The sequence below is a fragment of the Ferrovibrio sp. genome (genome assembly GCF_017994015.1).
Lineage (GTDB): Bacteria > Pseudomonadota > Alphaproteobacteria > Ferrovibrionales > Ferrovibrionaceae > Ferrovibrio.
On record NZ_JAGOLP010000011.1, the window covers coordinates 24489 to 48802 of the forward strand.

General features: G+C 61.2%; 23 protein-coding genes. 3 read left to right on the forward strand and 20 right to left on the reverse strand.

Annotated features, from left to right (window positions below; translation table 11 throughout):
• Window positions 1–208 precede the first annotated feature (208 nt).
• Window positions 209–997 carry a cysteine hydrolase family protein gene (locus tag KBB36_RS08170; RefSeq protein WP_290978557.1) on the forward strand — a complete coding sequence of 263 codons (789 nt, stop codon included), beginning with the start codon at window positions 209–211 and terminating at the stop codon, window positions 995–997.
• A gap of 10 nt (window positions 998–1007) precedes the next feature.
• Here KBB36_RS08170 and KBB36_RS08175 read toward each other — a convergent pair whose 3' ends face one another.
• The 14 genes from KBB36_RS08175 to KBB36_RS08240 all read right to left on the reverse strand — a co-directional run bounded on the left by KBB36_RS08175 (window position 1008) and on the right by KBB36_RS08240 (window position 16273).
• Window positions 1008–2279, reverse strand: a complete 1272-nt coding sequence (locus KBB36_RS08175; protein WP_290978734.1) for an aminotransferase class III-fold pyridoxal phosphate-dependent enzyme — start codon at window positions 2277–2279, stop codon at window positions 1008–1010.
• Between the two features lie 157 nt (window positions 2280–2436).
• Window positions 2437–3453, reverse strand: coding sequence for an ABC transporter ATP-binding protein (locus tag KBB36_RS08180; RefSeq protein ID WP_290978559.1), 1017 nt, complete (start codon window positions 3451–3453; stop codon window positions 2437–2439).
• Window positions 3450–4442, reverse strand: coding sequence for an ABC transporter ATP-binding protein (locus tag KBB36_RS08185; protein ID WP_290978561.1), 993 nt, complete (start codon window positions 4440–4442; stop codon window positions 3450–3452). Before KBB36_RS08185 ends, KBB36_RS08180 begins: the two co-directional genes overlap by 4 nt.
• 5 nt (window positions 4443–4447) lie before the next feature.
• Window positions 4448–5338: an ABC transporter permease gene (locus KBB36_RS08190; RefSeq protein WP_290978563.1), complete on the reverse strand. Its 891-nt coding sequence runs from the start codon at window positions 5336–5338 to the stop codon at window positions 4448–4450.
• Window positions 5335–6312 (reverse strand): ABC transporter permease, encoded by a 978-nt coding sequence (locus KBB36_RS08195; protein WP_290978565.1) that lies wholly within the window; start codon window positions 6310–6312, stop codon window positions 5335–5337. Before KBB36_RS08195 ends, KBB36_RS08190 begins: the two co-directional genes overlap by 4 nt.
• 39 nt (window positions 6313–6351) lie before the next feature.
• A complete protein-coding gene (locus tag KBB36_RS08200) occupies window positions 6352–7950 on the reverse strand; it encodes an ABC transporter substrate-binding protein (RefSeq protein ID WP_290978567.1) in 1599 nt (532 codons plus the stop codon).
• A 42-nt stretch (window positions 7951–7992) separates the two neighbouring features.
• The gene (locus KBB36_RS08205) at window positions 7993–8775 is read right to left on the reverse strand and encodes a sulfite exporter TauE/SafE family protein (RefSeq protein ID WP_290978569.1); all 783 of its coding nucleotides are present in this window, start codon (window positions 8773–8775) and stop codon (window positions 7993–7995) included.
• Entirely contained in the window at window positions 8775–10289 is a 1515-nt protein-coding gene (locus tag KBB36_RS08210; RefSeq protein ID WP_290978571.1) for an aldehyde dehydrogenase family protein, read from the reverse strand. Before KBB36_RS08210 ends, KBB36_RS08205 begins: the two co-directional genes overlap by 1 nt.
• A gap of 76 nt (window positions 10290–10365) precedes the next feature.
• Window positions 10366–11328 (reverse strand): GTP-binding protein, encoded by a 963-nt coding sequence (locus tag KBB36_RS08215; protein ID WP_290978573.1) that lies wholly within the window; start codon window positions 11326–11328, stop codon window positions 10366–10368.
• 11 nt (window positions 11329–11339) lie between these two features.
• The gene (locus KBB36_RS08220; RefSeq protein ID WP_290978575.1) at window positions 11340–12986 is read right to left on the reverse strand and encodes an amidohydrolase; all 1647 of its coding nucleotides are present in this window, start codon (window positions 12984–12986) and stop codon (window positions 11340–11342) included.
• A gap of 117 nt (window positions 12987–13103) precedes the next feature.
• Window positions 13104–14588 (reverse strand): PLP-dependent aminotransferase family protein, encoded by a 1485-nt coding sequence (locus tag KBB36_RS08225; RefSeq protein WP_290978578.1) that lies wholly within the window; start codon window positions 14586–14588, stop codon window positions 13104–13106.
• Between the two features lie 122 nt (window positions 14589–14710).
• Window positions 14711–15607 (reverse strand): formyltetrahydrofolate deformylase, encoded by an 897-nt coding sequence (purU, locus tag KBB36_RS08230; protein WP_290978581.1) that lies wholly within the window; start codon window positions 15605–15607, stop codon window positions 14711–14713.
• Window positions 15608–15613: 6 nt separating this feature from the next.
• Complete coding sequence (locus tag KBB36_RS08235; protein ID WP_290978583.1) at window positions 15614–15961, reverse strand: gamma-glutamylcyclotransferase family protein; 348 nt, start codon at window positions 15959–15961, stop codon at window positions 15614–15616.
• Between the two features lie 60 nt (window positions 15962–16021).
• The gene (locus tag KBB36_RS08240; RefSeq protein WP_290978585.1) at window positions 16022–16273 is read right to left on the reverse strand and encodes a DUF6356 family protein; all 252 of its coding nucleotides are present in this window, start codon (window positions 16271–16273) and stop codon (window positions 16022–16024) included.
• A gap of 129 nt (window positions 16274–16402) precedes the next feature.
• Between KBB36_RS08240 and KBB36_RS08245 the strand changes: the two genes are divergently transcribed.
• The gene (locus KBB36_RS08245) at window positions 16403–16864 is read left to right on the forward strand and encodes an Lrp/AsnC family transcriptional regulator (protein ID WP_290978588.1); all 462 of its coding nucleotides are present in this window, start codon (window positions 16403–16405) and stop codon (window positions 16862–16864) included.
• On the opposite strand, the gene KBB36_RS08250 is transcribed toward KBB36_RS08245, so the two are convergent.
• The 4 genes from KBB36_RS08250 to KBB36_RS08265 are packed head-to-tail and all read right to left on the reverse strand — an operon-like array spanning window position 16861 to window position 20473.
• A complete protein-coding gene (locus KBB36_RS08250; RefSeq protein ID WP_290978591.1) occupies window positions 16861–18369 on the reverse strand; it encodes a tripartite tricarboxylate transporter permease in 1509 nt (502 codons plus the stop codon). The genes KBB36_RS08245 and KBB36_RS08250 overlap by 4 nt on opposite strands.
• Entirely contained in the window at window positions 18366–18812 is a 447-nt protein-coding gene (locus KBB36_RS08255) for a tripartite tricarboxylate transporter TctB family protein (protein ID WP_290978594.1), read from the reverse strand. Before KBB36_RS08255 ends, KBB36_RS08250 begins: the two co-directional genes overlap by 4 nt.
• A 3-nt stretch (window positions 18813–18815) precedes the next feature.
• Window positions 18816–19790 (reverse strand): tripartite tricarboxylate transporter substrate binding protein, encoded by a 975-nt coding sequence (locus tag KBB36_RS08260; RefSeq protein ID WP_290978597.1) that lies wholly within the window; start codon window positions 19788–19790, stop codon window positions 18816–18818.
• 59 nt (window positions 19791–19849) lie between these two features.
• Entirely contained in the window at window positions 19850–20473 is a 624-nt protein-coding gene (locus KBB36_RS08265) for a nuclear transport factor 2 family protein (protein ID WP_290978600.1), read from the reverse strand.
• Between the two features lie 151 nt (window positions 20474–20624).
• Between KBB36_RS08265 and KBB36_RS08270 the strand changes: the two genes are divergently transcribed.
• Window positions 20625–21353 carry an IclR family transcriptional regulator gene (locus KBB36_RS08270; protein WP_290978603.1) on the forward strand — a complete coding sequence of 243 codons (729 nt, stop codon included), beginning with the start codon at window positions 20625–20627 and terminating at the stop codon, window positions 21351–21353.
• Between the two features lie 7 nt (window positions 21354–21360).
• Here KBB36_RS08270 and KBB36_RS08275 read toward each other — a convergent pair whose 3' ends face one another.
• Together KBB36_RS08275 and KBB36_RS08280 are read right to left on the reverse strand one after the other, a co-directional pair.
• The gene (locus KBB36_RS08275; protein ID WP_290978606.1) at window positions 21361–22161 is read right to left on the reverse strand and encodes an SDR family oxidoreductase; all 801 of its coding nucleotides are present in this window, start codon (window positions 22159–22161) and stop codon (window positions 21361–21363) included.
• Between the two features lie 75 nt (window positions 22162–22236).
• Entirely contained in the window at window positions 22237–24216 is a 1980-nt protein-coding gene (locus KBB36_RS08280; protein ID WP_290978608.1) for an LTA synthase family protein, read from the reverse strand.
• Window positions 24217–24314 lie beyond the last annotated feature (98 nt).

Consider the following 24314-nt stretch of genomic DNA (forward strand, 5'->3'; position numbering starts at 1 on the left):
GCCAGCGCCCGAAGCAGTGATTCAGCAATGGGATTCGGAAGTTTTTGCAATATGGCCAGCCAGGGCTGCGCAAGGATGCTGCTCAAAATTGCATGCAAAGCCCAAAATAGAGGCATCGTATGCACGTTGCACCAGGCAAACACCCGGTTTGGCTTTGGCAAAGGATTTGCTTCTTGCTCTGTGATCTTGCTGCAACAGGAGCCAAGCGATGACCAAAGCCGCCAGCCCGAAACTTGCCACTTTGGGCGCACCACGCGCCGGCTATGTCTGGGGCGCCAATGCCAAACATATTGATATGGCCTTGCCGCCCCGGCCGGCTCGCCCGGTTAGCCTCAAGGCGGCGCCGCAGGATATCAGCTTTGATGCCAATCGCACGGCGATGATCGTGATCGACATGCAGAATGATTTCTGCACGGCGGGCGGCTGGGTGGATCATATCGGCGGCGATTACCGGCCTGACCGGGCGCCGATCAAGCCGTTGCAGAAGCTGCTGCCGGTTTTGCGGGCTGCAGGCATTCCGGTAATCTGGGTCAATTGGGGCAACCGGCCTGATCTGGCCAATATGCCGCCAAACCAGATTCATCTCTACAAACCGGCCGGCAGCGGTGTGGGTCTGGGCGATCCGCTGCCCGGTTCCGGTGCCCGCGTGCTGGAGAAGGATAGCTGGGCCGCCGCCGTGGTGGACGAGCTGGAGCAGGCACCGGAAGATATCAAGGTCGACAAATACCGCATCAGCGGCTTTTGGGACACGCCGCTGGATTCAATCCTGCGCAACCTGGATATCCGCACATTGCTGTTCAGCGGCGTGAACACCGATCAATGTGTGCTGCATAGTCTCACCGATGCCAATTTCCTCGGCTATGGCTGCGTGCTGGTGGAGGATTGCTGCGCCACCTCGTCGCCGGCTTTCTGCACCGAGGCCACGGTATGGAATGTGAAAAAATGCTTCGGCTTTGTCTCCAACTCAAGGAAGCTGATCAAGGCGCTATGCCAATAGCCCAAAGCCCCTATAGCTTTGCCAGCACGGCATCGATCTTGCCGAACAGGTCGTCGAGATCGTCTTCCGTGGCAATGAAGGGCGGTGCCAGGATGATGGTGTCGTAGGTTACACGCACCACCGCGCCGGTGTTGAACAGTCCGGTCAACACGGCAAAGCCGCGCGCGCCGGCAGCTTCCGCCGGGGCCAGATCAATGCCGCCAAGCAGGCCATACCCGCGGATATCCTGCACGATGGCGTGTTTGCGCAGGGCGCCGAGGCGTTCGAGGAATTTCGGCGTCAACGCCTTGGCGCGGACGAACAGCTCCTCATCCTTGAAAATCTTCAGTGTGGCGCTGGCGGCGGCACAGGCCACCGGATGCGCCGACCAGGTGTAACCATGGAAAAACTCGATGCCGCCCGGCACGGCATCAACAATGGTGTCGTAAACCCCATTACGCACCGCCACGGCCGCCATCGGGATATTGCCGTTGGTGATGGCCTTGGCCATGGTCATGATATCCGGTGTCACACCAAAGGCCTGCGCGGCAAAAGCTTCGCCGGTGCGGCCAAAGCCGGTGATGACCTCGTCGAAGATCAGCAGGATGCCATGTTTGTCGCAGATCGCCCGCAGCTTTTCCAGATAGCCCTTGGGCGGCGGCAGGATACCCACTGAACCGGCAATCGGTTCAACGATACAGGCGGCAATGGTGTCGCCGCCATGCAGGTCCACCAAACGCTGCAAATCATCGGCCAGATCGGCGCCATGCTCGCCTTGGCCAAGCTGAAAGCGGTTTTCAGCAATATGCGTGTGGCGCAGATGCGACACGCCGGGCATGCCAAGGCCAAACATGTCGCGGTTGCGCACCATGCCGCCAACCGACCAGCCGGCGAAATTCACGCCATGATAACCCTTCTCGCGGCCAACCACGCGCAGGCGCTGGCCGTCGCCACGGCGGCGATGATATTGGATGGCGATCTTGATGGCGCTTTCCACCGCTTCCGAACCGGAGCCGACGAAGAAAACGCGATCTATGTCGGCTGGCGTGAGTTGTGCAATCTCGCGTGCGAGCTGGAAGCTGCCCGGGGTGCCGAATTGAAACGGCGGCGCGTAATCCAGCCGCTCTAGCTGCGCTGCCACAGCATCGCGAATTTCGCGCCGGCCATGGCCGGCCGGGGTGCAGAACAGGCCGGACAGGCCATCCACCAGCTTCTCGCCGCGATCATTCCAGTAATGCACACCTTCGGCCCGGGCGATGATGCGCGGCTGCTGCTTGAACTGCCGGTTGGCCGTGAACGGCATCCAGTGAAACGACAGATCCTCGTTATGCAGCGGCGAGGCGAGGGCATTGGCTGAAGCGCTCACGGGTATCCTCCTGGCTATACGCGGCATAAGATTAGCATGGCGCCGACCCGGCTTGTAGAACCAGCCGGTGCTTTCCGGCTGATCCAGAAAAAGCTCAGGCAGCGGCCATGATGCTCTGGCCGGCCTGGCTCACTTCATCCGCTTTGTGGCAGGCAACAAAATGCTGCGGCGCGCGGATCGATAATTTTGGCGTTTCACGCCGGCAGCGTTCATCGGCAAACGGGCAACGTGCGGCGAAACGGCAGCCAGGCGGCGGATTGATCGGGCTGGGTGGTTCACCCCGCAGGCCGAATTGCTGTTTCATGCTGTTGCGCAGAATGCCGGCCGGTGCTGCGGCTGCCATCAGCGACCAGGTATAGGGATGCTGCGGCGCGCCGAACAATGTTGCCGCCGGCGCCAATTCCACAATCTGGCCGAGATACATCACCGCGATCTGGTCGCAAAGATGCTGCACCACGCCAAGATCATGCGAGATAAACACATAGGTCAAACCCAGTTCACGTTGCAGCCGTTGCAGCAGATTCAGAATCTGCGCCTGGATTGCCACATCCAGCGCCGAAACCGGTTCGTCGCAGACTATCAGATCGGGTTTGGTAGATAATGCGCGCGCAATCACCAGGCGCTGGCGCTGGCCACCCGAAAATTGATGCGGAAACAGCATCGCTGCTTCCGGCGGCAGGCCCACGGCGGCGAGCAATTCTTCCACCCGCTCGTCACGTTCGATGGCGCTGCCCACATCCAGCAGGTCAAGCGGCTCGCGGATCAGGTCGCCTGCCCGGCGGCGCGGATTAAGTGACGAGAACGGGTCCTGAAAGATCATCTGGAAATGCCGCCGCGTCTTGCGCAGCGCGGCGCCGCGCAATTCGGTCAGATCATCATCGCCCAGGCGTACACGGCCGCTGGTGATCGGCACCAGCCGCATGATCGCTTGCGCCGTGGTGGATTTACCCGAGCCGCTTTCGCCGACAATGCCGAAGGTGCTCTGGCGCGGCACGCGGAAGCTGATGCCATCCACGGCATGCACGGTCTGGCGCGGCCCAAACGGCCCGGCCCGGCCGGCCGGGAAATGCACCACCAGATCGTTTACTTCAAGCAGGATCGGGTTGCTCATGCCATTGCCCCCTGCGGATGCCAGCAGGCAACATGATGATCGGGTGCCACAGCCTGGGCCGCCGGTGCTGTATCAGCGCAACGGCCGCTGGCATGATTGCAGCGCGGCGCAAAGCCGCAAAGCGCACCGCGTTTGCCAAGGCCCGGCACCATACCGGGTATTTCCTCCAGGGCGTTTGGTCGGGCGGCAGCGGCCTGGCCTAGGCGTAGATGTGGCACGCTGGCGATCAGGCCGCGTGTATAAGGATGGCTTGGCGCAGCCAGGATGGCGCCGCTCGGGCCCTGCTCGATGCTGCGCCCGGCATAGAGCACCGCCACATCATCGGCGATATCGGCCACGGCGCTGAGATCATGTGTGATCAGCACGATGGCGGTGCCGATATCCTGTTGCAGTGTTTTCAGCAGATCAAAAATCTGCGCCTGAACGGTCACATCCAGCGCTGTCGTCGGCTCGTCGGCGATCAGCAGGCGCGGCCGGCAAGCCAGCGCCATGGCAATCATCACGCGCTGGCGCATACCGCCCGACATCTGGTGCGGATAAACATCAATACGCCGTTCCGGCGCCGGTATCTGCACTGCGCGCAGCATGGCGATGGCGCGTTCACGCGCAGCCGGGCGATCCAGGCCCTGATGCAGTTGCAGCGCCTCGCAGATCTGGTCACCCACGGTATAAACCGGGTTAAGCGCCGTCATCGGTTCCTGGAAGATCATCGACATGCGGTTGCCACGCAACTGGCGCAATTCGTCGTTTGGCATATGCGCCACATCGCGGCCTTCCAGCAGGATGCGACCGGAGGAGATGGCAAAGCCTTCCGGCATCAGGCCCATGATCGCCAATGCCGTCATGCTCTTGCCGCAGCCGGATTCACCCACCAGGGCGATGGTTTTGCCGGCCTCGACCGAAAACGACAATTTCTCCAGCACCGGCACCGTATCGCCGGGGCGTTGCAGGCTGACAGTCAAATCCTCGATTTGCAGAACCGGGGCCATGTTTGTCACCGTTTGCGCAGGCGCGGGTTGAGCGCGTCGTTGATGCCGTCGCCGATCAGGCTGATGCTCAGCACCGCCAGGAAGATGGCGCTGCCCGGCACCAGCACCGCCCACCAGGCATCCAGCACATAATTGCGGTTCTGACCAATCATCATGCCCCAGCTCATCACATTGGGATCGCCTAGGCCGAGAAAACTCAGGCCGCCTTCAAACAGGATCGCGACACCGATGGCGAAGGTGGCGGAAACAATGATCGGCGGCAGCGCATTGGGCAGGATCACCCGGGTGATGGTGTAGCCATTGCCACCGCCGGCAGCGGTTACGGCCTTGACATAATCCAGTTCGCGGATGCGCAGGAATTCGGCGCGGGTCAGGCGCGCCACACTGGTCCAGCTCACCACCCCGATGGCGATAGTGATGGTTTCCAGCGAAGCGCCAAACAGCGTTACCAGCACCATGGCGAACAGCAAGGTAGGCAGCACCTGAAAAAATTCAGTGATCTTCATAAGCACAGTATCAAGCGGGTTGCCGAAATAACCGCTCAATGCTCCCATGGTGATACCGATCACCAATGTGATCAGTGCTGCAACCGCACCAACCGCCAGCGTGGCGCGACCACCCACCAGCAGGCCGGCCAGGATGTCGCGGCCCAGATAATCGGTGCCGAGCCAGTATTCGCCATCCGGCGCATTGAACGGCGCGCCGGCGATATCAAACGGATCAATCGGGTAGATCAGCGGGCCAACCAGCGTGGCAATCAGGATAATCAGGAACAGGCAAATGCCGATCAATCCGGTCGGATTACGCAGAAACAGATTGAAGGTTTCGCGCAACGGAGAGATGCGCGCTACGGCTAGGGTCTCGTTTCGGCTGGCAGGGGCTGGCGGCAGGCTCATTTGCGTACCCGGATGCGCGGATCGATCAGGCGATAGGCCAGATCGGTCAGGATATTGGCCAGCATCACCAGCAAGGCGGAAAAGAACAGCACACCAAGCAGGGTGGGATAATCGCGGCGCAGGATCGATTCAAAAACCAAGCGGCCCAGGCCGGGCCAGCCGAATACAGTTTCCACCAGCACGGCACCGGCAAAAAGATGGCCGAATTGCAGGCCGACCACAGTAACCACCGGAATCAGTGCATTGCGCAGCGCATGCTTGAACACCACCACCGATTCACGCAAACCCTTGGCACGTGCGGTGCGGATATAATCGGCGCGCAGCGCATCGATCATGCTGGTGCGCGACAGGCGGCTATATTGAGCCATGTAGACAATGCCCAGTGTCAGTGCCGGCAAGGTCAGGTGATGCAGCACATCCAGGATATAGGCCAGGCCCTGTTTGGGATAGGCCACATCAGCCATGCCGCTGGCTGGGAAAAGCGGCAGGTAGGAGGCAAACAGCAGGATCAGCATCAGGCCGGTCCAGAATACCGGCGCGGCATAGCCGGCAAGCGAAAAGAACGTGACAAAATGATTGAGCAGGCTGTTCGGCCGCCTGGCACTGAGCACGCCCAGCAAGGTGCCGGCCAGCACTGAGAGCAGCAGCGCGGCAAAGACCAGGATGATGGTGGCCGGCATGCGTTGCAGGATCAGCACGCTGACCTGTTCGTTAAAATAGAAGGAATGGCCGAAATCGCCTTGCACGATGCGCCCGACATAGGTCAGCAATTGATGCCCAAGCGGTTTATCAAGGCCATAGCGCTGGCGAATCTGCTCGATCACTTCAATGGAAGCGCCACCCATCTCGCCCGCAATGACCTGGGCTGGATCGCCGGGCGCGGCATGGATAAGGCAGAAATTCAGGATCACGACCGCAAGCAGCAGCAGTGCCGCATTCGCGATCTTGATGAGAATATCCGATATCAATGCCATGACGATCCAGTACAGGTTGCGGGCGAGACGGGCTGCGTATTAGCGGTTCTGCCAGTAGAGTTCATCCATCGGCGACATCGGCCCCCAGATCGTGGTGGGCAGATTGCCGAGGCTGGATACGAAGGCGCTGCGATACGGCACCGAGTTGATGAAGTAGATCGGGGCATCAGCCACAACCAGCTTCTGGAATTCAACATACAATGCCTTGCGCTTGGCCTGATCGGTTTCGATGGCGGCCTGTTGCAGCAATTCATCAACACGCGGATTGGAATATTGCTGCGTATTCGACCAGATCACACCCTTGCGGATATTCGAGGTGAGATAGGTGCGTGCCACACCAATCACCGGGTCGCCCCAGTTGAACACCAGATCGAAGGTCAGGTCAAAATCGAAGCTGGCGATACGCTGCGCCCAGGTCGGGAAATCGGGCGCCGCCCGCACTTCAACGGCGATGCCGATCTTTTTGAGCTGCGGTCGCAGATATTCTGCCAGATTGCGCTGCTGCTCGTCATTGCCAGGGATAAAATCCACTTGCAGCGGAAAGCGCACGCCATCGGCGCCTTTCTTATAGCCGGCTTCGTCCAGCAGCTTTTCAGCCTTCTTCAGATCGAGCTTGTATTGCTCCAGGCTTAAATCGGCGAAGGGTGAGGTGTTGATAATCGGCCCCAGCACCTGATCCGGCTTGCCGCCCATCAGCTTGCCGGTGATGAAATCACGATTCACCGCATAGGCAATCGCCTGGCGCACGCGCACATCATCCAGCGGCTTCTTCTTGGTGTTGAAGGCGAGCCAGTTGATCGGGCCGATGCCTTCGTAACCCTTCGAGGTGGTGATGATGTTTTTCATCTTTTCGATGCGATCAATAGTGCGCACGCCAGACAGGAACGGCACCATGTTGATCTCCTGGCGCTCCAGGCCGATCATCAGGTTGTTCTCGTCCGGAATCAGGCGCACCACGATCTTGTCGAGATAGGGCAGGCCGGGGCGAAAATATTTGTCAAACTTCTCCAGGGCATAGTATTCGCCCTGCTTGTATTCGGTCAGCTTGAATGGGCCGGAACCGACCGGCTTGATATTGGCCGGATGCACCTTCACATCGCCGCCAATACCATAAACATGCTTGGGCAGGATCGGCATCAGCGCCGGCGACATCGCCAGCAGCAAGGCCGGATGCGGCTGCGACAGCTTGATCACAGCCGTATGCGCATCAGGGGTTTCCACCAACTGCACCGGGCCAAGCATGGTCTGGAACGGATGGTTGGCCTTGATCGTCATGATCGAGAAGGCAACATCTTCCGATGTGATCGGCTTGCCATCATGGAAAACCGCATTCTTCACCAGCTTGAGCGTGATGGTCTTGCCATCCGAGGATTGTTCCCAGGCTTCGGCCAGATAAGGCTGCGGATTCCACTTATCGTCATAGCGCAGTGGGCTGGCAAAAATCTGCGTGCTGGGCAGAGCAGTGGCAACACCGGATTGTACGGCGCCATTAAAATGGCGCGGTGCCTGTGTGGTGCCGATCACCAATGTGCCGCCTGATTTTGGCTGCGCTGAAATGCTGCCCGCACCAAGCAGCAAAGCCATCGCACTGGCGCCAGCCAGGCCGAACAAACGTCGAGATAGGGTTAGCTTCATCATGTCTACTCCTCTGTTTGTTGCCGCTGTCTGCTGCTGGTTTTTTTACTGAGCGAAAACCATCATCCAGAGCTCACGTGCAAGCATTGCAAGGGCCGTACCAATCAAAGTCAACAAAGCGACGCTTCTAAAAGTTCTTGTGCCGTAACGACGGAACAGCATCTCGCCGATCCACGAGCCGAGGATTATCACCGGCATCGATGCCGCGGCGAGTGCAAAAGTGGCAGTATCGGCAATGCCGAAAGCCATCGCACTCGGCACACCGGCCAAGGCCGTGATGAAGAAAAGCACCATCAGTGATTTGCGTGCCTGATCCGCCGGCATGTTGGTGAGCAGCGAATAGGCTATGGCGGGTGGGCCTGGCATCGCTGCCATGCCGTTGCACAAACCCACCCCGACACCGGCGACTGCGCCAAAGCCATGATTGGCATGCAAGGGCAGCAAGCGCGGGCGCCACAGTAGCATCACACCGCATAGCATCATCACGGCAATGGTGAGGCGGGCCATGCCGGGTGAAGCAATCGCCAGCAGGTAAACACCCAGCGGCGTGGTGGCGCAGGCGACCAGCGCCATGGTGATGAAGCTGCGGTCAAATGATCGGTAATGCCGCGCCGTATCAAGCGCGCCAATAATCAGTTGCAGCAGGAAAACCACTGGCACCGAGCGCGAGGGCGGCAAGGCCATGCTGGTGAGTGGCACAGCCACCAGGGCGAAGCCAAAACCGGCAAAGCTGCGTAGAATGGCTGCCGCCAGCAAGGCCAACGCGGCGCCGGCAAGCGCCAATGGCGCTGTTGTGTCGAGCAGGGATTGCAGGCCGGATGCTGCCATCACATGCCGCTGAACACGATGGTTTTCTTGCGCGTGAAATGCTCCAGCATGGCTTCCAGTGATGCTTCTTTGCCAAGGCCGGATTTGCCGAAGCCGCCATAGCTCAGATTGGGCTGGATGGTGAGATTCTGGTTCACCTGCACATAGCCGGCATTGAGGCGGCGGGTGGAATCCAGGGCGCGGCCAAGATCGCGCGTCCATACCGTTGCGGCAAGACCATAGGGACTGTCATTCGCTGCGGCCAGCACCGCCTCGTAATCATCCCAGGCCACCAGCACCGCCACCGGGCCGAAAATTTCCTCGCGCAGCACCGGGCTTTCGGCCGGCAGGCCGGCGAATAGCACCGGCTGCATGAACAGGTCGGGCCGCAGGGTTTCATCCAGCGCCATCCTGCCACAGCGCAATGTTGTTACGCCCAGCGTGGCTTCGCCAATGGCAACATAGCGATCGATGGTGGCTTTCTGCCCGGCCGAAATGATCGTGCCGATATCCGTGGCCTCATCCAGCGGATCGCCGATCACCATGCTTTCCAGCCGCTCGGTCAGGCGGGCGGTGAAAGCCGGCATCAAATCCTTGTGCACATAGATGCGGCTGGCGGCGGTGCAGCTCTGGCCCTGGCGGGTGAAGCGCATGCCGGCAATGGCGCCTTCCACGCTGCGTTCCAGATCGGCATCGGCAAACACGATCATCGGGCTTTTGCCGCCCAGTTCCAGGCTGACCGGAATGATCCGCTTGGCGCCGGCCTGATAGACAATCTCGCCCACCGGCTGCGAACCGGTGAAGGTGATCTTAACCACATCAGGATGCGCGGTGAGCGGCGCGCCGCAATCCGGCCCATCACCCACCACCACATTCACCACGCCGGCCGGCAAGTGGTCGGCCAGAATGCGGGCAGCGGCCAGGGTGGCGAAAGGCGCTTCCTCGGCGGCCTTGATCACCACGCTGTTGCCTGCTACCAGGGCTGGCGCCACTTTCAGCATCATCAGCACCAGCGGCACATTCCAGGGCAGGATCGCCGCCACCACGCCAAGCGGTTCGCGCAAGGTGACCGACAGGGTGTCCGGGCTGAAGGGCAGCGTTTCGCCTTTCAGTTCAGAGGCCAGGCCGCCATAGAATTCCAGCAGGTCAGCGGCCACGCGCAATTCGCCACGGCATTCGGTGCGCACAGCCTTGCCGGTTTCCAGCGCCAGCAGCACGGCAATGGCTTCGGCATCTGCCGCCAGGGCGCGGCCGGCTGCGGCCACCCGCTTGCCGCGTTCACGCGCGGCGATGCCGGCCCAGCCGGGCTGCGCCGCCTTGGCCGCCGCCACGGCGCGATCCACATCGGCCGCCTTGCTTTCCGCCGCCTTGCCAAGCACTTGCAGCGTTGCCGGGTTGAGCACATCGAAGCCGCTGCCATCCAGGGCTGGCACCAGTTCATTGCCGATCAGGTTGTTGTTCTGCAAACGCGCCAGCCAATGCAGGGCGGCGCGGTAGGCATCTGTGGAGCGGGCATCTTGGCTGGGCTTGGTCATACCGGTCACATCAATCAGGGGGCTTTACTGTGACAAGCCCGGCCGGCTGGCCGTAGGGCCACAGCCGGCATATCCGCTATGCCACAGCGGCTTCGGCGGGCGCCAGGATGGCGTCAAAAGCAGCATCCAGTGCCGCCGCCTCGGGCAGTTCCGGCGTGCCGAGGCCAACCAGCAGGGTTTCCATACCCAGCAAGGCGGTGGGCAGGCCCGGGCTGGGGCTGAGGCTCCAGCGCGGGCCGCTCAGTTGCAGCAGATATGACTGATCATCGCCGGCAAAGCGGCACCAGCCTTTCAGGCGCAGCAGGGCGGGCGGCATCTGCCGCAGCAGCCTTTCCAGCCCGGCACGTTGCAAGGCGGCCGGCCGACGATAGAGCCAGCGCTGAATGCCATGCCCGTCAATCGGTGGCAAAGCGGCGGCGGCCACTGCATCCGGCGTGGTGTCACGTTCAAAATGCAACAGCGCGATGGGCGGCTGGGCCTGGATGGTGGGCAGGATGCGGCCCTGCGGTGCCAGCTGGCGCAGCAAGCTCTGGCAATGGGCCGCTTGTGCTTCGCCCACAAGATCCATCTTGTTCAGCAGCAGCAGGTCGGCGCGGCTGATCTGGCGCCGCACGGTGTCGCCGATATAGCCATCGGCCAGTTGCGCGGCAAGCTGCTCGGCATCCACCAGCACAATCACCGCAGCCAGGCTCAGATCAGGCTCGATCAAGGCCACTTCGGCAATCTGCCAGGGATCGCCCACGCCGCTGGCCTCAATCACTATATGCTCCGGCGCCACCGGCGCGTTCAGCACCCGCAGCAAGGCATCCGACAGGCCATCGGCCAAACTGCAACAGACACAGCCATTTTTCAGGTTGATGGTGCCGCCATCATGGCTTTCGATCAGCGCGGCATCGATATTCACGGCGCCGAAATCATTCACCATCACGGTATAACGCTGGCGATCCTGGCGCAGCAGATGGTTGAGGAAGGTGGTTTTGCCGGCGCCAAGAAAGCCGCCAATTACCGTGAAGGGAATCCTGGTGCTTGGCGGTATCATGGGGCTGCCACTCAGCTTGCTTTTGGCGCCTGGAACGGCTTGCCGCCGCAGACCGTGCCCCAGATCGGAATATCCTTCAAGGCGGCTGGGTCTACGCTGAACGGGTCCTGCTCCAGCACGGCGAAATCGGCATATTTGCCAATCTCGATACTGCCCACCAGATGATCCATGCGCATCGTATAGGCGGTGCCAAGAGTAACGGCGGCGAGGGCATCGGCCACTGAAAGCCGCTCTTCCGGACTCAGGATGCGGCCGCTGACGGTGCGGCGGTTCACGGCGCACCAGGCGGTGAAAAGCGGCGCCAGCGGGGTTACCGGGGCATCCGAATGCAGCGAGAACGGGATGCCGAGGCGCAGCGCGGTGCCGGCGGCATTCATCCGCATGGCGCGTTCCGGCCCCATGGTGATGGCATAATGCTGGTCGCCCCAGTAATGGATATGGTTGGAAAACAGGTTGACGCAGAGGCCCAGGGTCTTGATGCGGCGGAATTGCTGCTGGCTGGCCATCTGGCAATGCTGAAGTGTGTGGCGATGGTCGGCCCAGTAATGCGCTTTCTGCGCCGCTTCCACAGCATCCAGCACCACTTCGGTGGCTTCATCGCCATTGGTGTGGATATGCATATGCACATGGGCGGCATGCAAGGCGCTGACTATGCTGCGCAGTTCATCCGGCGCGATATACCATAGGCCATTCTCGGCGCCGTTATGATAGCCGGGCCAGCGCAGCCGGGCGGTGAAGCCCTGGATCGAGCCATCCACGATCAGCTTGACCATGCCGAAATGCAGCTTGGCATTATTCATGGCTTGCAGTTTGCGAATGTAGTCGATGGTGCCTTCGGTGCTCAGGCCAACCCGCGATAGCGCCGGCACCAGGCGGATCGGGAAATCCGGCTCCTCGGTCACTTGGCGATAGGTGGTCAGCGTCTGCTCCGGCATCTCGTTATGCAGGTCGGTCAGCGTGGTAACGCCCATGATGGTGGCCGAGCGGCCAAAGCGGCGCACATGCTCGGGCTTGGCCATCTCGTTGATGGCATACCAGTTCAGGCCGCGGAACAGCCGCAGCCGCGCTGCCACGCCCTGCATCTCGCCTGCCGGTTCGCCATCCTCGGCTTTTGGAATGCCGTCGATATTGGTGCTGCGGTCAACGCCGATCTTGTTGAAGGTGTAGCTGTTGACGTTGAGGATGTGGAAACTGGCATGGATCACCAGCACCGGCCGGGTGGTGGAAACGCGGTCCAAATCCTGGCGGGTCATGCGCCGGCCGCCAAAGTAGATCGGATCAAAACCCCAGGCGAACAGGATTTCATCCGGATCGCTCATCGCTTCCGATACTGCGCGCAGCTTTTCCACCACGGCGTCGATGCTGTCCATGCCCTTGACCCGCACGCCTTCGGGCGAGATGCGGTCAAAATAGCCGACATAGGGAAAACCCCAGATGCCGCCTTCCATGATATGGGCATGGCCTTCCACAAAGCCGGGCAGCAGCACCTTGTCGGCAAAGCTGGTATCCAGTGGCGCATCGGCCCAGGGCGCCATATCCTCGGCGGTGCCAACAGCCAGCACACGATCCCCGCGCACCGCCACATGGGTGGCCGTGGGGATTGATGGGTTCATGGTGATGATCTTGCTGGCCTGAAAAATCTTAATCGCAGTATCCACGGTCGATCCTCGCCGGCAGGGATTTCGGATGCGCCCAGATTGACCGCTATGCCCGGCTGGATAGTAGGTCCAATCGGCTCAAGCCGCTTGGTCCAGATATTTTAGAGCACGCTGCGATTAGATTGACGCGCTGCGTTGCGTCTGGAGGCGCAGGTCGGCCACGGCAGCGGCCAGGGCCTGCACGCCCTCATTGATCCGGCTGGCCGGAATCGACGAGAAGCCGAGGCGGAAATGCTGTTCGCCTGGCGGCGTGGCGAAGAAGGGTTCACCCGGTTCAAACAGCACGCCGCGTTCCCGCGCCTTGAGCAGCAGGTGCTGCGGGTTGATATCGGCCGGGCAGGTCAGCCAGATGCTGGAGCCGCCGATGCTGGGCGAGCGTGGGAAATCCGGCAAAGCCACTGCCACGGCGGCACAGATGGTTTCCCAGCGCTCTTTCAGCGCATGGCGCAGGCTGCGCACCAGGCCCTGGCAATGGCCTTCAGCCAGGAAGATGGCTGCCGTGCGCTGGTTGTTCAGCGGCGCCGAGCGGTGCATCAGCCGGCGCAACGCCCGCGCCTCGCGGATCACCGCTTCGGGCGCCACCATGAAACCGATCCGCACGCCCGGTGCCAGCACTTTCGACAGGGTGCCGAGATAGATCACGCGGCCATCGCGATCCATCGATTTGAGCGCCGGCATATTGGCCTCGAACCGGGTTTCGCCTTCGTAATCATCCTCGATCAGCACCGCATCGGCAGCGCCGGCCCATTTCAGCAAGGCCTGGCGGCGATCATTCGGCATGGTCACCATGGTGGGGCATTGATGCGCCGGCGTCACCACCGCATAGCGCAGGCCTTGCAGCCAGGGGCCTAGGCGCATGCCGCCCGCATCCACCGGCACGCCGCGCACCTGGCCACGGCTGAGCGCGAAGATATTGCGCGCATCGGTGTAGCCCGGCTCCTCAATGCCCACCAGCTCGCCCGGCTTTACCAGCAATTGCGACAGCAGATAGAGGCCATGTTGCGAGCCGAGCGTGACCAGCACTTCCTCGGGCCGGGCAAAAACACCATGCTGCGGCAGAATCTGGCGGCAAATCTGTTCGATCAGCAGCGGATCGTCATCCATCGCCTGGTCGGCAGCCCAGTAATTCACCGCCGAGCGGCCCATCGCATCGCGCGAGCAGGTGCGCCACACCGCCACCGGAAACAATTCCGGATCGACTTGGCCGTAGATGAATGGAAAGCGGTAATCCTGCCAGTTGGTGGGCTTGGAGATATGGCGCCAGGCCGCCGGCATGGTGGCGAAGCGGTCATTCCAGTCGGTCTGGCTGCGGGTCTCGGTCCGCTCGGCATTCTCGTTGACGGCCAGCTTGCCGGCCTGATCCTCGACAAAATAGCCGCGCCGTTCGGTCGAGATCAGATAGCCGCGCGCCACCAATTCCTCATACACCGCGATGATGGTGTTGCGCGCCACACCCATCCGCTCGGCCAGGGCGCGGGAGGGGGGCATGCGTTGGCCAGCCGCCAGCCGGCCGGCGCCGATGGCACTGATGATGGATTGGCGCAGGGCGCCCTGGATGGTCTGCCCCGCTTCACGCTCGGGTAAAAGATGCGCCCAATTCACCCCGGTTTTCCATTCGGCTGTTCCGACAACGGCCGATTATGGCGAGGGGATTACACGCGCTACAAGATAAATTGGCTGTATAAGGTGCATATTTAATTATGCCTAAATAATCAGCAAAATTATCAGGCTGAAAAAACCACGGTTTTCCGGCCATTCACGATCACGCGGCCTTCCAGGTGGTTGAGCAAGGCGCGGGCAAGCACGCGACGTTCTATGTCACGGCCCTTGCGCACCAGGTCTTCCGGCGTGTCGCGGTGGCTGATCCGTTCCACATCCTGCTCGATGATCGGGCCTTCATCCAGGTCGCGGGTGACATAATGCGCGGTGGCGCCGATCAGTTTCACGCCGCGGTCAAACGCCTGATGATAGGGTTTGGCACCCTTGAAGCCGGGCAGGAAGGAATGGTGGATGTTGATGCAGCGGCCTTCCAGCGCGCCTGACAGATCGTCAGACAGGATTTGCATATAACGCGCCAGCACCACCAGATCGGTGCGGGTTTCGGCCACCAGATCAAGCAACTGCCGTTCCTGCGCCGCTTTGGTGGCTGGGGTCACCGGCAGGTGATAGAACGGCGCGCCATTAAAATCCTGGCTACCGAAGGCTGCGCGCGGATGGTTGGAAACCACGGCGCTGACCACCATGGGCAATTCGCCGATGCGGGTGCGGTAGAGCAAATCTTCCAGGCAATGGTCGAATTTCGACACCAGGATCATGACCCGCTGGCGCTGCTGTGCCGGCTGCAATTTCCAGGTCATGCCCAGGCCGGCAGCAATCGGGCCAAAGCCGGCGGCGATCTGCGCGGTGGGCTGGGGCGGGCATTCAAACAGCACGCGCATGAAGAACAGCCCGGTTTCCTTATCGCTGAATTGCTGCGCATCCAGGATATTGCCGCCCTGTTGCAGCAGGAAGCCGGAAACCGCCGAGACAATGCCGGGGCGATCGATGCAGGAAAGCGACAGGATCATGCCGGTGGTGGCTTCGAGGCTGCTGGCCTCGGGGGTGGGGGCAAGGCTGGTCATGACGGTTCAGGCTTTCACATAGACCCAGGCGCGGATGCCTGAGCGCAGGGTCACTTCAATACGCCGGTAATCTGCCACTTCATAGGCATCGGCCGCTGCCAGTTCCGCCGCCGTGATGCGGAATACCTGGCCAGGCACGGCATCGGCCGGATCGCCGGAAGGCGTCACGATGGGATGGAATTTTTCGCCACTGGTGGCCAGCACGGCGGGATCGGTGATTTCCAGCATGGTCTGGCGATAGCCGGGCAGGGCATCGGCGCTGCCTTCAAGCTTGCGGCCAAAGGAGGCCAGTTGCACCTCTTCAAGCTGCAACGTGCCGTAGGAAAATAGATGAATATCGGCGGCTGAGGACATGGCGGGCGGCTCCGGTCAGGGCGCCATGCTTAACGCCAAAAGCCCGCGCTGACAAATGCCTCAATCGGCGCCGCTCAGGCCCTGCTGCGATAGGGTCTGGCGCTGGCGGTTCTGCACCATATCGGCATGCAATTGCCGGATCAGGCCGCTGCCGGTGGTGGTGAACAGGAACGGGAATATCCCATGCGCCAGGCAGGCCAGGCCGCCCAGCAGCATGCGACCGCCGAAGCTGCTGGCAGCGCGCAGATGCTCAAAATAATCCTCGCCCACAGAAGCCGGATGCTCACTGAAAAGCCGATGCCAGAGCCGCATGCCATGTCCCCTAAAAATGTCGCCGCTGGGGAATAATTTGGTATCGCTTGGCTGGGATGTTTTCCCATTTTGCGATTGATGCGGCAGATTTTGTGGTATATTTATCCAATAATGGTGGAAAAATTAGAATTGGATAGCATAGACAGGCATATCCTTGGAATATTGCAGGAGGATGCCGCCTTGCCGGTGCAGGTGGTGGCAGAGCGGGTCGGCCTGTCGCCAAATCCGTGCTGGCGCCGCATCAAGCAGCTTGAAGCCGCCGGGGTGATTGAGCGCCGGGTGGCGCTGGTCAATGCCGCCGCCGTTGGCCTCGGCGTCACCGCTTTTGTCTCAATCCGCACCAACCAGCATAATGCCGATTGGCTGCAAAGTTTTGCGCGCGGGGTGCAGAGCATTCCTGAAATTGTCGAATGCCACCGCATGAGCGGCGATATCGATTATCTGCTCAAGGTGGTGGTGCGCGATATCCAGCATTACGATCGGGTCTATCGCCGCCTGATTGCCGCCGTGCCGGGCCTCTCGGATGTCAGTTCCACCTTCTCGATGGAACGGCTGAAACACGGCACCAAACTGGAATTGGCAACACTTTAGTTTTCGGCCTGGAATATCTCATTGCGGCTGCGGCCAAAACGCGGCAGCAGCACCAGGCAGGGCACCAGCAAAGCCAGCACAATCAGGCTGGCGGCGAGCGGGCGTGTGGCGAAAACCGTCGGGTCGCCATCGGATAGTGTCAGGGCGCGGCGCAGATGTTCCTCGATCAGCGGCCCGAGCACAAAACCCAGCACCAGCGGCGCCGGCTCCAGGTTCAGCTTGGAAAACAGATAGCCCAGCAAGCCAAAGCCAACCGCCAGCATCACCTCGAACACGCTGCCGTTGACGCCATAAACCCCGATGCAGCAGAACAGGAAGATGGCCGGAAACATCAGCCGGTAAGGCACTTTCAGGAATTGCACCCACAGGCCGACCAGCGGCAGGTTGATGATCACCAGCATCACATTGCCGATCAGCATGGAGGCGATCAGGCCCCAGAACAGGTCTGGCCGTTCGGTCATCACCGTGGGGCCGGGCGCGATGCCATGGATCATCATGCCGCCCACCAGCAAAGCCAATACAGCATTGGGCGGAATGCCAAGTGTGAGCAGCGGAATGAAGGAAGCCTGTGCGGCGGCATTATTGGCGGCTTCCGGCCCGGCCAGACCCTCCACGGCACCATGGCCGAATTCTTCCGGATGGCGCGACAGGCGCTTTTCCAGGCCATAGGAACTGAAAGCAGCCAGGATGGCGCCGCCGCCAGGCAGGATGCCGAGCAGGGTGCCGACCATGGTGCCACGCAACACGGCGGGTGCTGCACGGCGGGCTTCGTCGCGTGAGGGCCATAGCCGGCCGACCTTCCTCACCATGCTGCCGGTTGCGCCATCACCTTCAAGGTTGCGCATCACCTCGGCGATGCCGAACAGGCCCACGGCCAAGGGCACAAAGCCGATGCCATCGCCCAGTTCCGGCACGCCGAAAGTGAGGCGGGCAAAGCCGGTATTGATATCGCGGCCGATGGTGCCCAGCACCAGGCCAAGGCCGACCATGGCAATGGCGCCGATCATCGAGCCATGCGACATCACGATGGAGATTGAAAGGCCAAGCAGCATCAGGCCAAAATATTCCGCCGAGCCGAAGGCCAGCGCGATTTTGGCGAATTGTGGCCCGAACAGCACATTGAGCATGGTGCCGACGATGCCGGCAAAGAACGAGCCGAGTGCGGCGATGGCCAAGGCCGAGCCGGCGCGCCCGCGCAAAGCCATCTGGTAGCCATCCAGGCAGGTGACAACCGAAGCGGTTTCGCCAGGCACACGCATCAGGATCGAGGTGGTGGAGCCGCCATATTGTGAGCCATAGTAGATGCCGGCCAGCATGATCAGCGCTGCCACTGGCGGCAGGTAGAAGGTGACCGGCAGCAGCATGGCGATGGTGGCCACCGGGCCGATCCCGGGCAGCACGCCGATCAGTGTGCCGCAGAGTGCGCCGATGAAGCAGAACAGCAGATTGCCCGGCTGCAAAGCAATGCCAAGGCCATAAGCGAAGGAGTCGAGTGCTGCCATCATGGCCAGATTTTCACTTGCAGCTTGAGGCCATAGCCGAACAGCAGGGTGACAAAGGCGGCGAGAATGGCGGCGGCCAGCAGCCTTTCGCGCCAGGATAATTCACGCGCGCCGAAGCTGACCGCCAAGGTGGCGAGAAAACCGGTGAAAGCCAGGCCCAGCCAGGGCAGCAGCAGGCCGAAGCCGGCCATGGCCGCCGGCACAATGAAGGGGCGCAGTTTGAAGCCGGCGGCATCGGCTTCAGGTGCGTCGGCTGTTTTGCGCCAGCCGCGCTGCACTAGCAGCAGGCCCAGCAAAGCCACCAGGGCGCCCGAGGCCTGCAACACAAAACCTGGCCCGATATCCGATGGTGTGCCGCTGGGATAACGCCAAGTCAGCAACAGGATGCCGGCACCCGCCACAAACAGGAAGGCGCCGGCATAAGCTTCACGGGCCAGGCGCAGCATGGCTTATTGTTGCGCCACGCCGGCTTCCTGCATCACCTGGCCCCAGCGCTTGATTTCAGCGCCGATATGGTTGGTGAAATCAGCCGGATTGCTGGTGGCGGGCAGGAAACTGGCATCACTCACCTGCTTGCGCACACTATCCTTGGCCAGCGCCTGGGCCACGGCACCATTCATCTTGGTCACGATGGCGGCGGGTGTGCCGGCCGGGAAGGCCAGGCCATACCAGGTGGTCACGTCATAACCCGGCAGGCCGGCTTCAGCCACGGTGGGCACATCCGGCAGGCCAGGGAAACGCTGCGCCGAGGTGACCGCCAGCGCCTTCAATTCGCCGCCCTTGATCTGGCCGATCACCGGCGCCGCCACTTCCACCAGCAAGTCAATCTCGCCGCCGCGCACGGCTGCGATGGCTGCCGGGGTGCCGCGATATGGCACATGGCGCATGTCGATGCCGGCCAGCGAGCGGAACACTTCGCCGGCAAAATGCTGCGTGCTGCCGACGCCGACCGAGGCGAATTTCACCTTGCCGGGCTGGCTGCGCGCCAGCTTGATTAGCGCATCGATATTGCCGGCGGCCACGTTATTGCCGGCAGTGATGATCAGCGGCATGGTCGCCACCAGCGATACCGGGGCAAAATCCTTCAGTGAATCATACGGCAGGCTCTTGTAGAGGCTGGCCGAAACGGCATGGCCGTTATTCATCATGAAGATGCTGCTGCCATCCTTCGGCGCCTTGGCCACGGTATCGGCGCCGATGGTGCCGCCGGCACCGGGCTTGTTTTCCACCACCACCGGCTGGCCAAGGATTTCGCTCAAGGGCTGGGCGATGATGCGGGCGATAATATCGGTGCCGCCGCCAGCACCAAAACCCACCACCATACGCACCGGGCGGTTTGGCCAATCCTGCGCCTGGGCCTGATCGGCCGGGGCAAGGCTGAGCAAGGCAGCGCCGAGCAAGCCGGCGAATAGTATCTTCTTCATGGTGTTCCTCCTGCGATGCGCGGTCGTTGGATGTGCCGCGCTTGTTGCGATGATAGCTGTCAGCTCAGAAACATTTGCGGCGTGATGACCTCGCCACGCAGCCAGGCGGTGCCACGGGCATAAAGTGCCGCCACTTCCGGCCCTTTCAGGCCTGGCATGTCGCGCTTCACGCGATAGCCGATTTCTTCCTGGATATAGGCCAGGTGGCGATAACCTTCCGGCAGGGCGGCCAGCTTGGCCGCATCCAGCAGCGGCGCTGCGCCGGGCGAAACCGGGTCCAGGCGATCCTTTTCATAGATCGGCTGGCGGATCACCATGCCCCATTTGCCGTCGCGCTTTTCCAGGAAGTCGTAGAACCGCCCGGTGCAGACCACGTCGCAGGCAATGCCTTGCACGGGTGCGCGCTGAGAGATGGTCATCTTGGTCTGGCTGATGGCGCGGCTGCCGGCCAGATCAATCGAGATGCCGCCAAGGAAATGCAGGATGCTGACGCCCTTGGCCCAGCCTTCCTGGCTGACGCGGATAAAATCCGCCGCCGGACCCTGAAACCAGGTAGCCATCATCCAGCCATCCGGATGCCACACGCTATGAAACCGCTGCCAATCGCCGGCATCGCGCCACACTGCCCAATTCTGGAGCAGGTCGGTTATCGCTAGCCGTTCGTTACGCTCTTCCGGGGTCATCTTGCCGCTTCCATCCCTGATATTTGCCACACAAAACCACTTGCAAAACAAAGTTCATATATGTAAACTGGTTCACACTGTGAGACAAACCAAAGCCGATAAAGCCGTTGCTGTCAAGCACGACTCGTCTGCAGGTGGCGGTAATGCTGCCATGCCGGTGAAGTCAGCTGTGCGGGTGCTGGATATCCTGGAGGCGGTGGCGGCAGGCCACGTCTCATTTTCGCAATTGATGCACACGCTTGGTATTCCGCGTAGCAGCTTGTTCCATTTGCTCGGCACACTGATGGCGCGGGGTTATCTGGAGCAGGATGCGGCCACGGCGGCTTACCGGCTCGGGCCGCATCTGGCTCAACTGGCGCGGCAACGTCCGGTTCCGGGCCTGCTGGAGCGGGTGCGGCCGGTATTGCAGCGCCTATCGGCCGAGATCAATGAAACCACTGGTTTCTATGTGCGCGAGGGCGATCATGTGGTGGCCATCGCCACTCAAACCGGCGGACAGGCGCTGACCTACACCATGCGGGTGAGCGAGAAGGCGCCGCTCTATGCCGTCTCCTCGGGCAAGATTGTGCTCAGCCTGATGGATGATGCCGAGATCCGCGCCTATCTGGCGCGCACGCGCTTTGAGAGTTTTACGCCGCATACCCTGAGCAGTGCAAAGCCGCTCTGGGAGGAAATCCGCATTGCGCGGCGCGATGGCTTTGCCTATGCGCGCGAGGAATTCACCATTGGCATCATCGGCATCGCCATTGCGGTGATGGCGCCGGAGGGGCTGCTCGGCATGCTCAATCTGGCGGTGCCTTCGGCGCGCTTCACCCGCGCCAATGCCGCGCTGTTCCGGCAAAAGCTGCGTCAGGCCGCTGCCGAACTGGCTGCGGCCTGACCCTGGATCACTCGCTCCAGCGCGTACCCTCAAAGCCGGGCTGGGCATAGGCAACGCCGCCATCCACCGCCAGGGTGGCACCCACCACATAATCGCCGGCGCGCGATGCCAGGAAGATGGCGGCACCCGCCATGTCATCATCGGTGCCGATGCGGCCAGCCGGCACGCGCTTGGCTACCGCATCGCCATGGTCGCGGGCATCGATATTCATGTCGGAAACAAACGGCCCCGGTGCGATGGCACTGACCACGATATGATCCTGGATCAGCCGCGCTGCCATGCGGCGGGTCAGGTGAATCAGCCCAGCCTTGCTGGCGGCATAGGAATAGGTTTCCATCGGATTGACAAAGATGCCGTCAATCGAGGCGATATTGATCACCTTGGCTGGCTTGTCAGCGTGGGCAGCGGTACGCAGCGGCGCGATCAGGCTCTGTGTCAGGAAAAACGGCGCCTTGAGATTCAGGTTCATCACCTTGTCCCAGCCATTCTCCGGGAAACTGTCAAAGGCAGCCGCCCAGGCTGCGCCGGCATTATTCACCAGAATATCCAGCCGGTTTTCGCGGGCGCTGAATTCTGTCGCCAGCTTGCGCGCGCCATCCAGGCTGGAAATATCAATTGGCAATGCAATACATTCACCGCCACCCTGCGACAATTCCTGGGCGGTGGCTTCACAGGCAGCGGCCTTGCGCGCCGTGATGTAAACCTTGGCGCCCTGGGCGATATAGGCGCGGGCGATCATCTTGCCGATGCCGCGTGAACCGCCGGTGACCAGGGCCACGCGGCCCTGCAATGAGAAAAGATTATTCATGTTTCCGTCCCTATCCATGTAAAGCCCATATAAATGGTCCATCGACAGGGTAGTGCAGCCATTGTGCTGCGGCAATCAGCGACCGGCCGACAATTCGTGATATTGCCTGGCGTAGAACATGCGATGCGCAGTTTGGGTTTGCGCCACTGCCTGGCGCCGGATCAAATCCGGGATGTCGGCTTGGGGGCGTTGTTCCAATTGATAGGGGCCGGTGCGCATGGCATAGCCGCGCAGGTCGCCTTTCGGCGTCAGGATCACCGCGTTGCGGCCGTCGCCCACCGCCACATCAAAATTATGCGCCATGGCGATGCGGCCATGGCCATCCTGTGCAGCCCGGCGCAAGTCGATGCCAAAAAATGGGCTGTCATAGCTCAGGCCGAGCAGGCCCAGCAGGGTCGGGCCTAGATCCATGCTTGATCCAAGCGCTGGATTGCGCGCTGCCTGGATATGCTTGGGAGCCAGAAAAAGCAGTGGCACACGGAAAGCCTGTACCGGAATTTGTGCTGCGCCCCACACTTTCGGGCCATGATCGCCAATCACCACAAAGATGGTATCGTCAAACCAGGGTTTATACCGCGCCGCGTCGATAAACTGGCCGAGCGCCCAATCGGCATAGGCAGCAGCATGGTCGCGCTGGTTTGGCGCCGGCTTCTGGGCCACCCGGCCTTCCGGATACATGAACGGGCGATGGTTGGTCACGGTCAGGCAGGCGAAGAAAAATGGCCCCGGCATCGCCGCCATGGCATCGATACGGCTCAGTGCTTCCTTGAACATGTATTCGTCGGCCACGCCCCAAATGGTCTTGAAGCTGCGGTCGGCGATATCCCTTTCGCCCAACACCTGTTGAAAGCCGATGCTCTGCCAGAAATGCCCCATATTGTCGAAACTGGTGGGGCCACCATACAGAAAGGCCGAGCGATAGCCGAATTTCTCCAGCAAAAAGGGCAGTGAGTTCATTCCTTCCGAACCGGCACGGCGCGCAGTGGAGATGCCAGGAATCGGTGGAAACGATGTGAACACCGCCTCAAGCGCCCGCACCGTGCGGTCGCCGGTGGCGTAGATATTGGTGAAGAGCAGGCCTTCCTCGGCCAGCCGATGCAGGTTCGGTGAAATGCTGCGGTGGTAATTCTGCTGCTTCGGATCGAATACATCCTCGAAATAGACCGAACCGAACGACTCCTCCAGGATCAACACAACATTCAGCTTTTTCGCCGGCGCCGCGCCATTATCAACATGACGGAGGATACTGCGCGCGCTGGCTGCCGCCAGGTTGGTGGTATTGTCCTGCCGCACCATGTCGCGCAGCAGCGGCAGGGCCTCGGCCTCATCGATGCCGGCATAGACGCCATCATATTTGCTGTCATTGGTGGCGAAGGCATGCAGGATGCTGTGCATGCCATTGCTGGCCAGTTCATTCACGGTACGCGAGACCGCCGGCTCAAACGGCCCGAAGAGTACAAAAGGTAGGGCCAGCAGGCTGGCGCCAAGGCCGAGCAGCAGGGCGCGCCGGCGTTCGCCTGGAAATAATGGCGCGGCAAGCGCCGCGCGCAAAGGCCGCCGCAGCAGCAGGCCATAGAGGGCCAGCACAATCAGGCCGATTGGCGGCAGGTAGAGCCGCAGGTCAAAGCTTTCACGGATATTGCCCAAAACTTCCTTGGGGAAGATCAGGTAATAGATGGCGATGCCATTAAAGCGGCTGTTATATTCCTCCCAGAAAAACAGTTCGGCCAAAGCGCTGAATACGGCCAATCCGAGCAGCAGCAGCAGCAGGCCATGCGCCGCCCAATTGGCGACGCGCCAGCGCAAGGGGCGTTGCAACAGATACAGCCCGAACAGGAAAGGCACGCCGAGCATCAAGCCGGTGGCGATATCGTCACCCAGGCCAACAAGCCAGGCCGCCAGAAATGGCGTAATGTCGGTAGGCGTATCCTGCGCCACCCAGATGGTCAGCACCAGGCGCACCAGGGCTGCCAGTGCAACAAATATGGCGAGGCAGCGCAGCCAGAAGGCAAGGCGCGGCGGCAATGGCTGGGAGGTGGTTCGGCTTGTGAGCATACGCCCACCTTGACTGATAATGCTTTGCAGGAGGATGGCCTCAACATTACGAATTGGTAATCTTGGGGCCATGTTGCGTCATGGCGGCGGGATTTATA

Coding starts and splice junctions, on each gene's coding strand:
- KBB36_RS08170 (WP_290978557.1), top strand. CDS start 209: ATGACCAAAGCCGCCAGCCCGAAACTTGCCACTTTGGGCGCACCACGC.
- KBB36_RS08175 (WP_290978734.1), bottom strand. CDS start 2,279: ATGCCGTTCACGGCCAACCGGCAGTTCAAGCAGCAGCCGCGCATCATC.
- KBB36_RS08180 (WP_290978559.1), bottom strand. CDS start 3,453: ATGAGCAACCCGATCCTGCTTGAAGTAAACGATCTGGTGGTGCATTTC.
- KBB36_RS08185 (WP_290978561.1), bottom strand. CDS start 4,442: ATGGCCCCGGTTCTGCAAATCGAGGATTTGACTGTCAGCCTGCAACGC.
- KBB36_RS08190 (WP_290978563.1), bottom strand. CDS start 5,338: ATGAGCCTGCCGCCAGCCCCTGCCAGCCGAAACGAGACCCTAGCCGTA.
- KBB36_RS08195 (WP_290978565.1), bottom strand. CDS start 6,312: ATGGCATTGATATCGGATATTCTCATCAAGATCGCGAATGCGGCACTG.
- KBB36_RS08200 (WP_290978567.1), bottom strand. CDS start 7,950: ATGATGAAGCTAACCCTATCTCGACGTTTGTTCGGCCTGGCTGGCGCC.
- KBB36_RS08205 (WP_290978569.1), bottom strand. CDS start 8,775: ATGGCAGCATCCGGCCTGCAATCCCTGCTCGACACAACAGCGCCATTG.
- KBB36_RS08210 (WP_290978571.1), bottom strand. CDS start 10,289: ATGACCAAGCCCAGCCAAGATGCCCGCTCCACAGATGCCTACCGCGCC.
- KBB36_RS08215 (WP_290978573.1), bottom strand. CDS start 11,328: ATGATACCGCCAAGCACCAGGATTCCCTTCACGGTAATTGGCGGCTTT.
- purU (WP_290978581.1), bottom strand. CDS start 15,607: ATGACCAGCCTTGCCCCCACCCCCGAGGCCAGCAGCCTCGAAGCCACC.
- KBB36_RS08235 (WP_290978583.1), bottom strand. CDS start 15,961: ATGTCCTCAGCCGCCGATATTCATCTATTTTCCTACGGCACGTTGCAG.
- KBB36_RS08240 (WP_290978585.1), bottom strand. CDS start 16,273: ATGCGGCTCTGGCATCGGCTTTTCAGTGAGCATCCGGCTTCTGTGGGC.
- KBB36_RS08250 (WP_290978591.1), bottom strand. CDS start 18,369: ATGATGGCAGCACTCGACTCCTTCGCTTATGGCCTTGGCATTGCTTTG.
- KBB36_RS08255 (WP_290978594.1), bottom strand. CDS start 18,812: ATGCTGCGCCTGGCCCGTGAAGCTTATGCCGGCGCCTTCCTGTTTGTG.
- KBB36_RS08260 (WP_290978597.1), bottom strand. CDS start 19,790: ATGAAGAAGATACTATTCGCCGGCTTGCTCGGCGCTGCCTTGCTCAGC.
- KBB36_RS08265 (WP_290978600.1), bottom strand. CDS start 20,473: ATGACCCCGGAAGAGCGTAACGAACGGCTAGCGATAACCGACCTGCTC.
- KBB36_RS08270 (WP_290978603.1), top strand. CDS start 20,625: ATGCCGGTGAAGTCAGCTGTGCGGGTGCTGGATATCCTGGAGGCGGTG.
- KBB36_RS08275 (WP_290978606.1), bottom strand. CDS start 22,161: ATGAATAATCTTTTCTCATTGCAGGGCCGCGTGGCCCTGGTCACCGGC.
- KBB36_RS08280 (WP_290978608.1), bottom strand. CDS start 24,216: ATGCTCACAAGCCGAACCACCTCCCAGCCATTGCCGCCGCGCCTTGCC.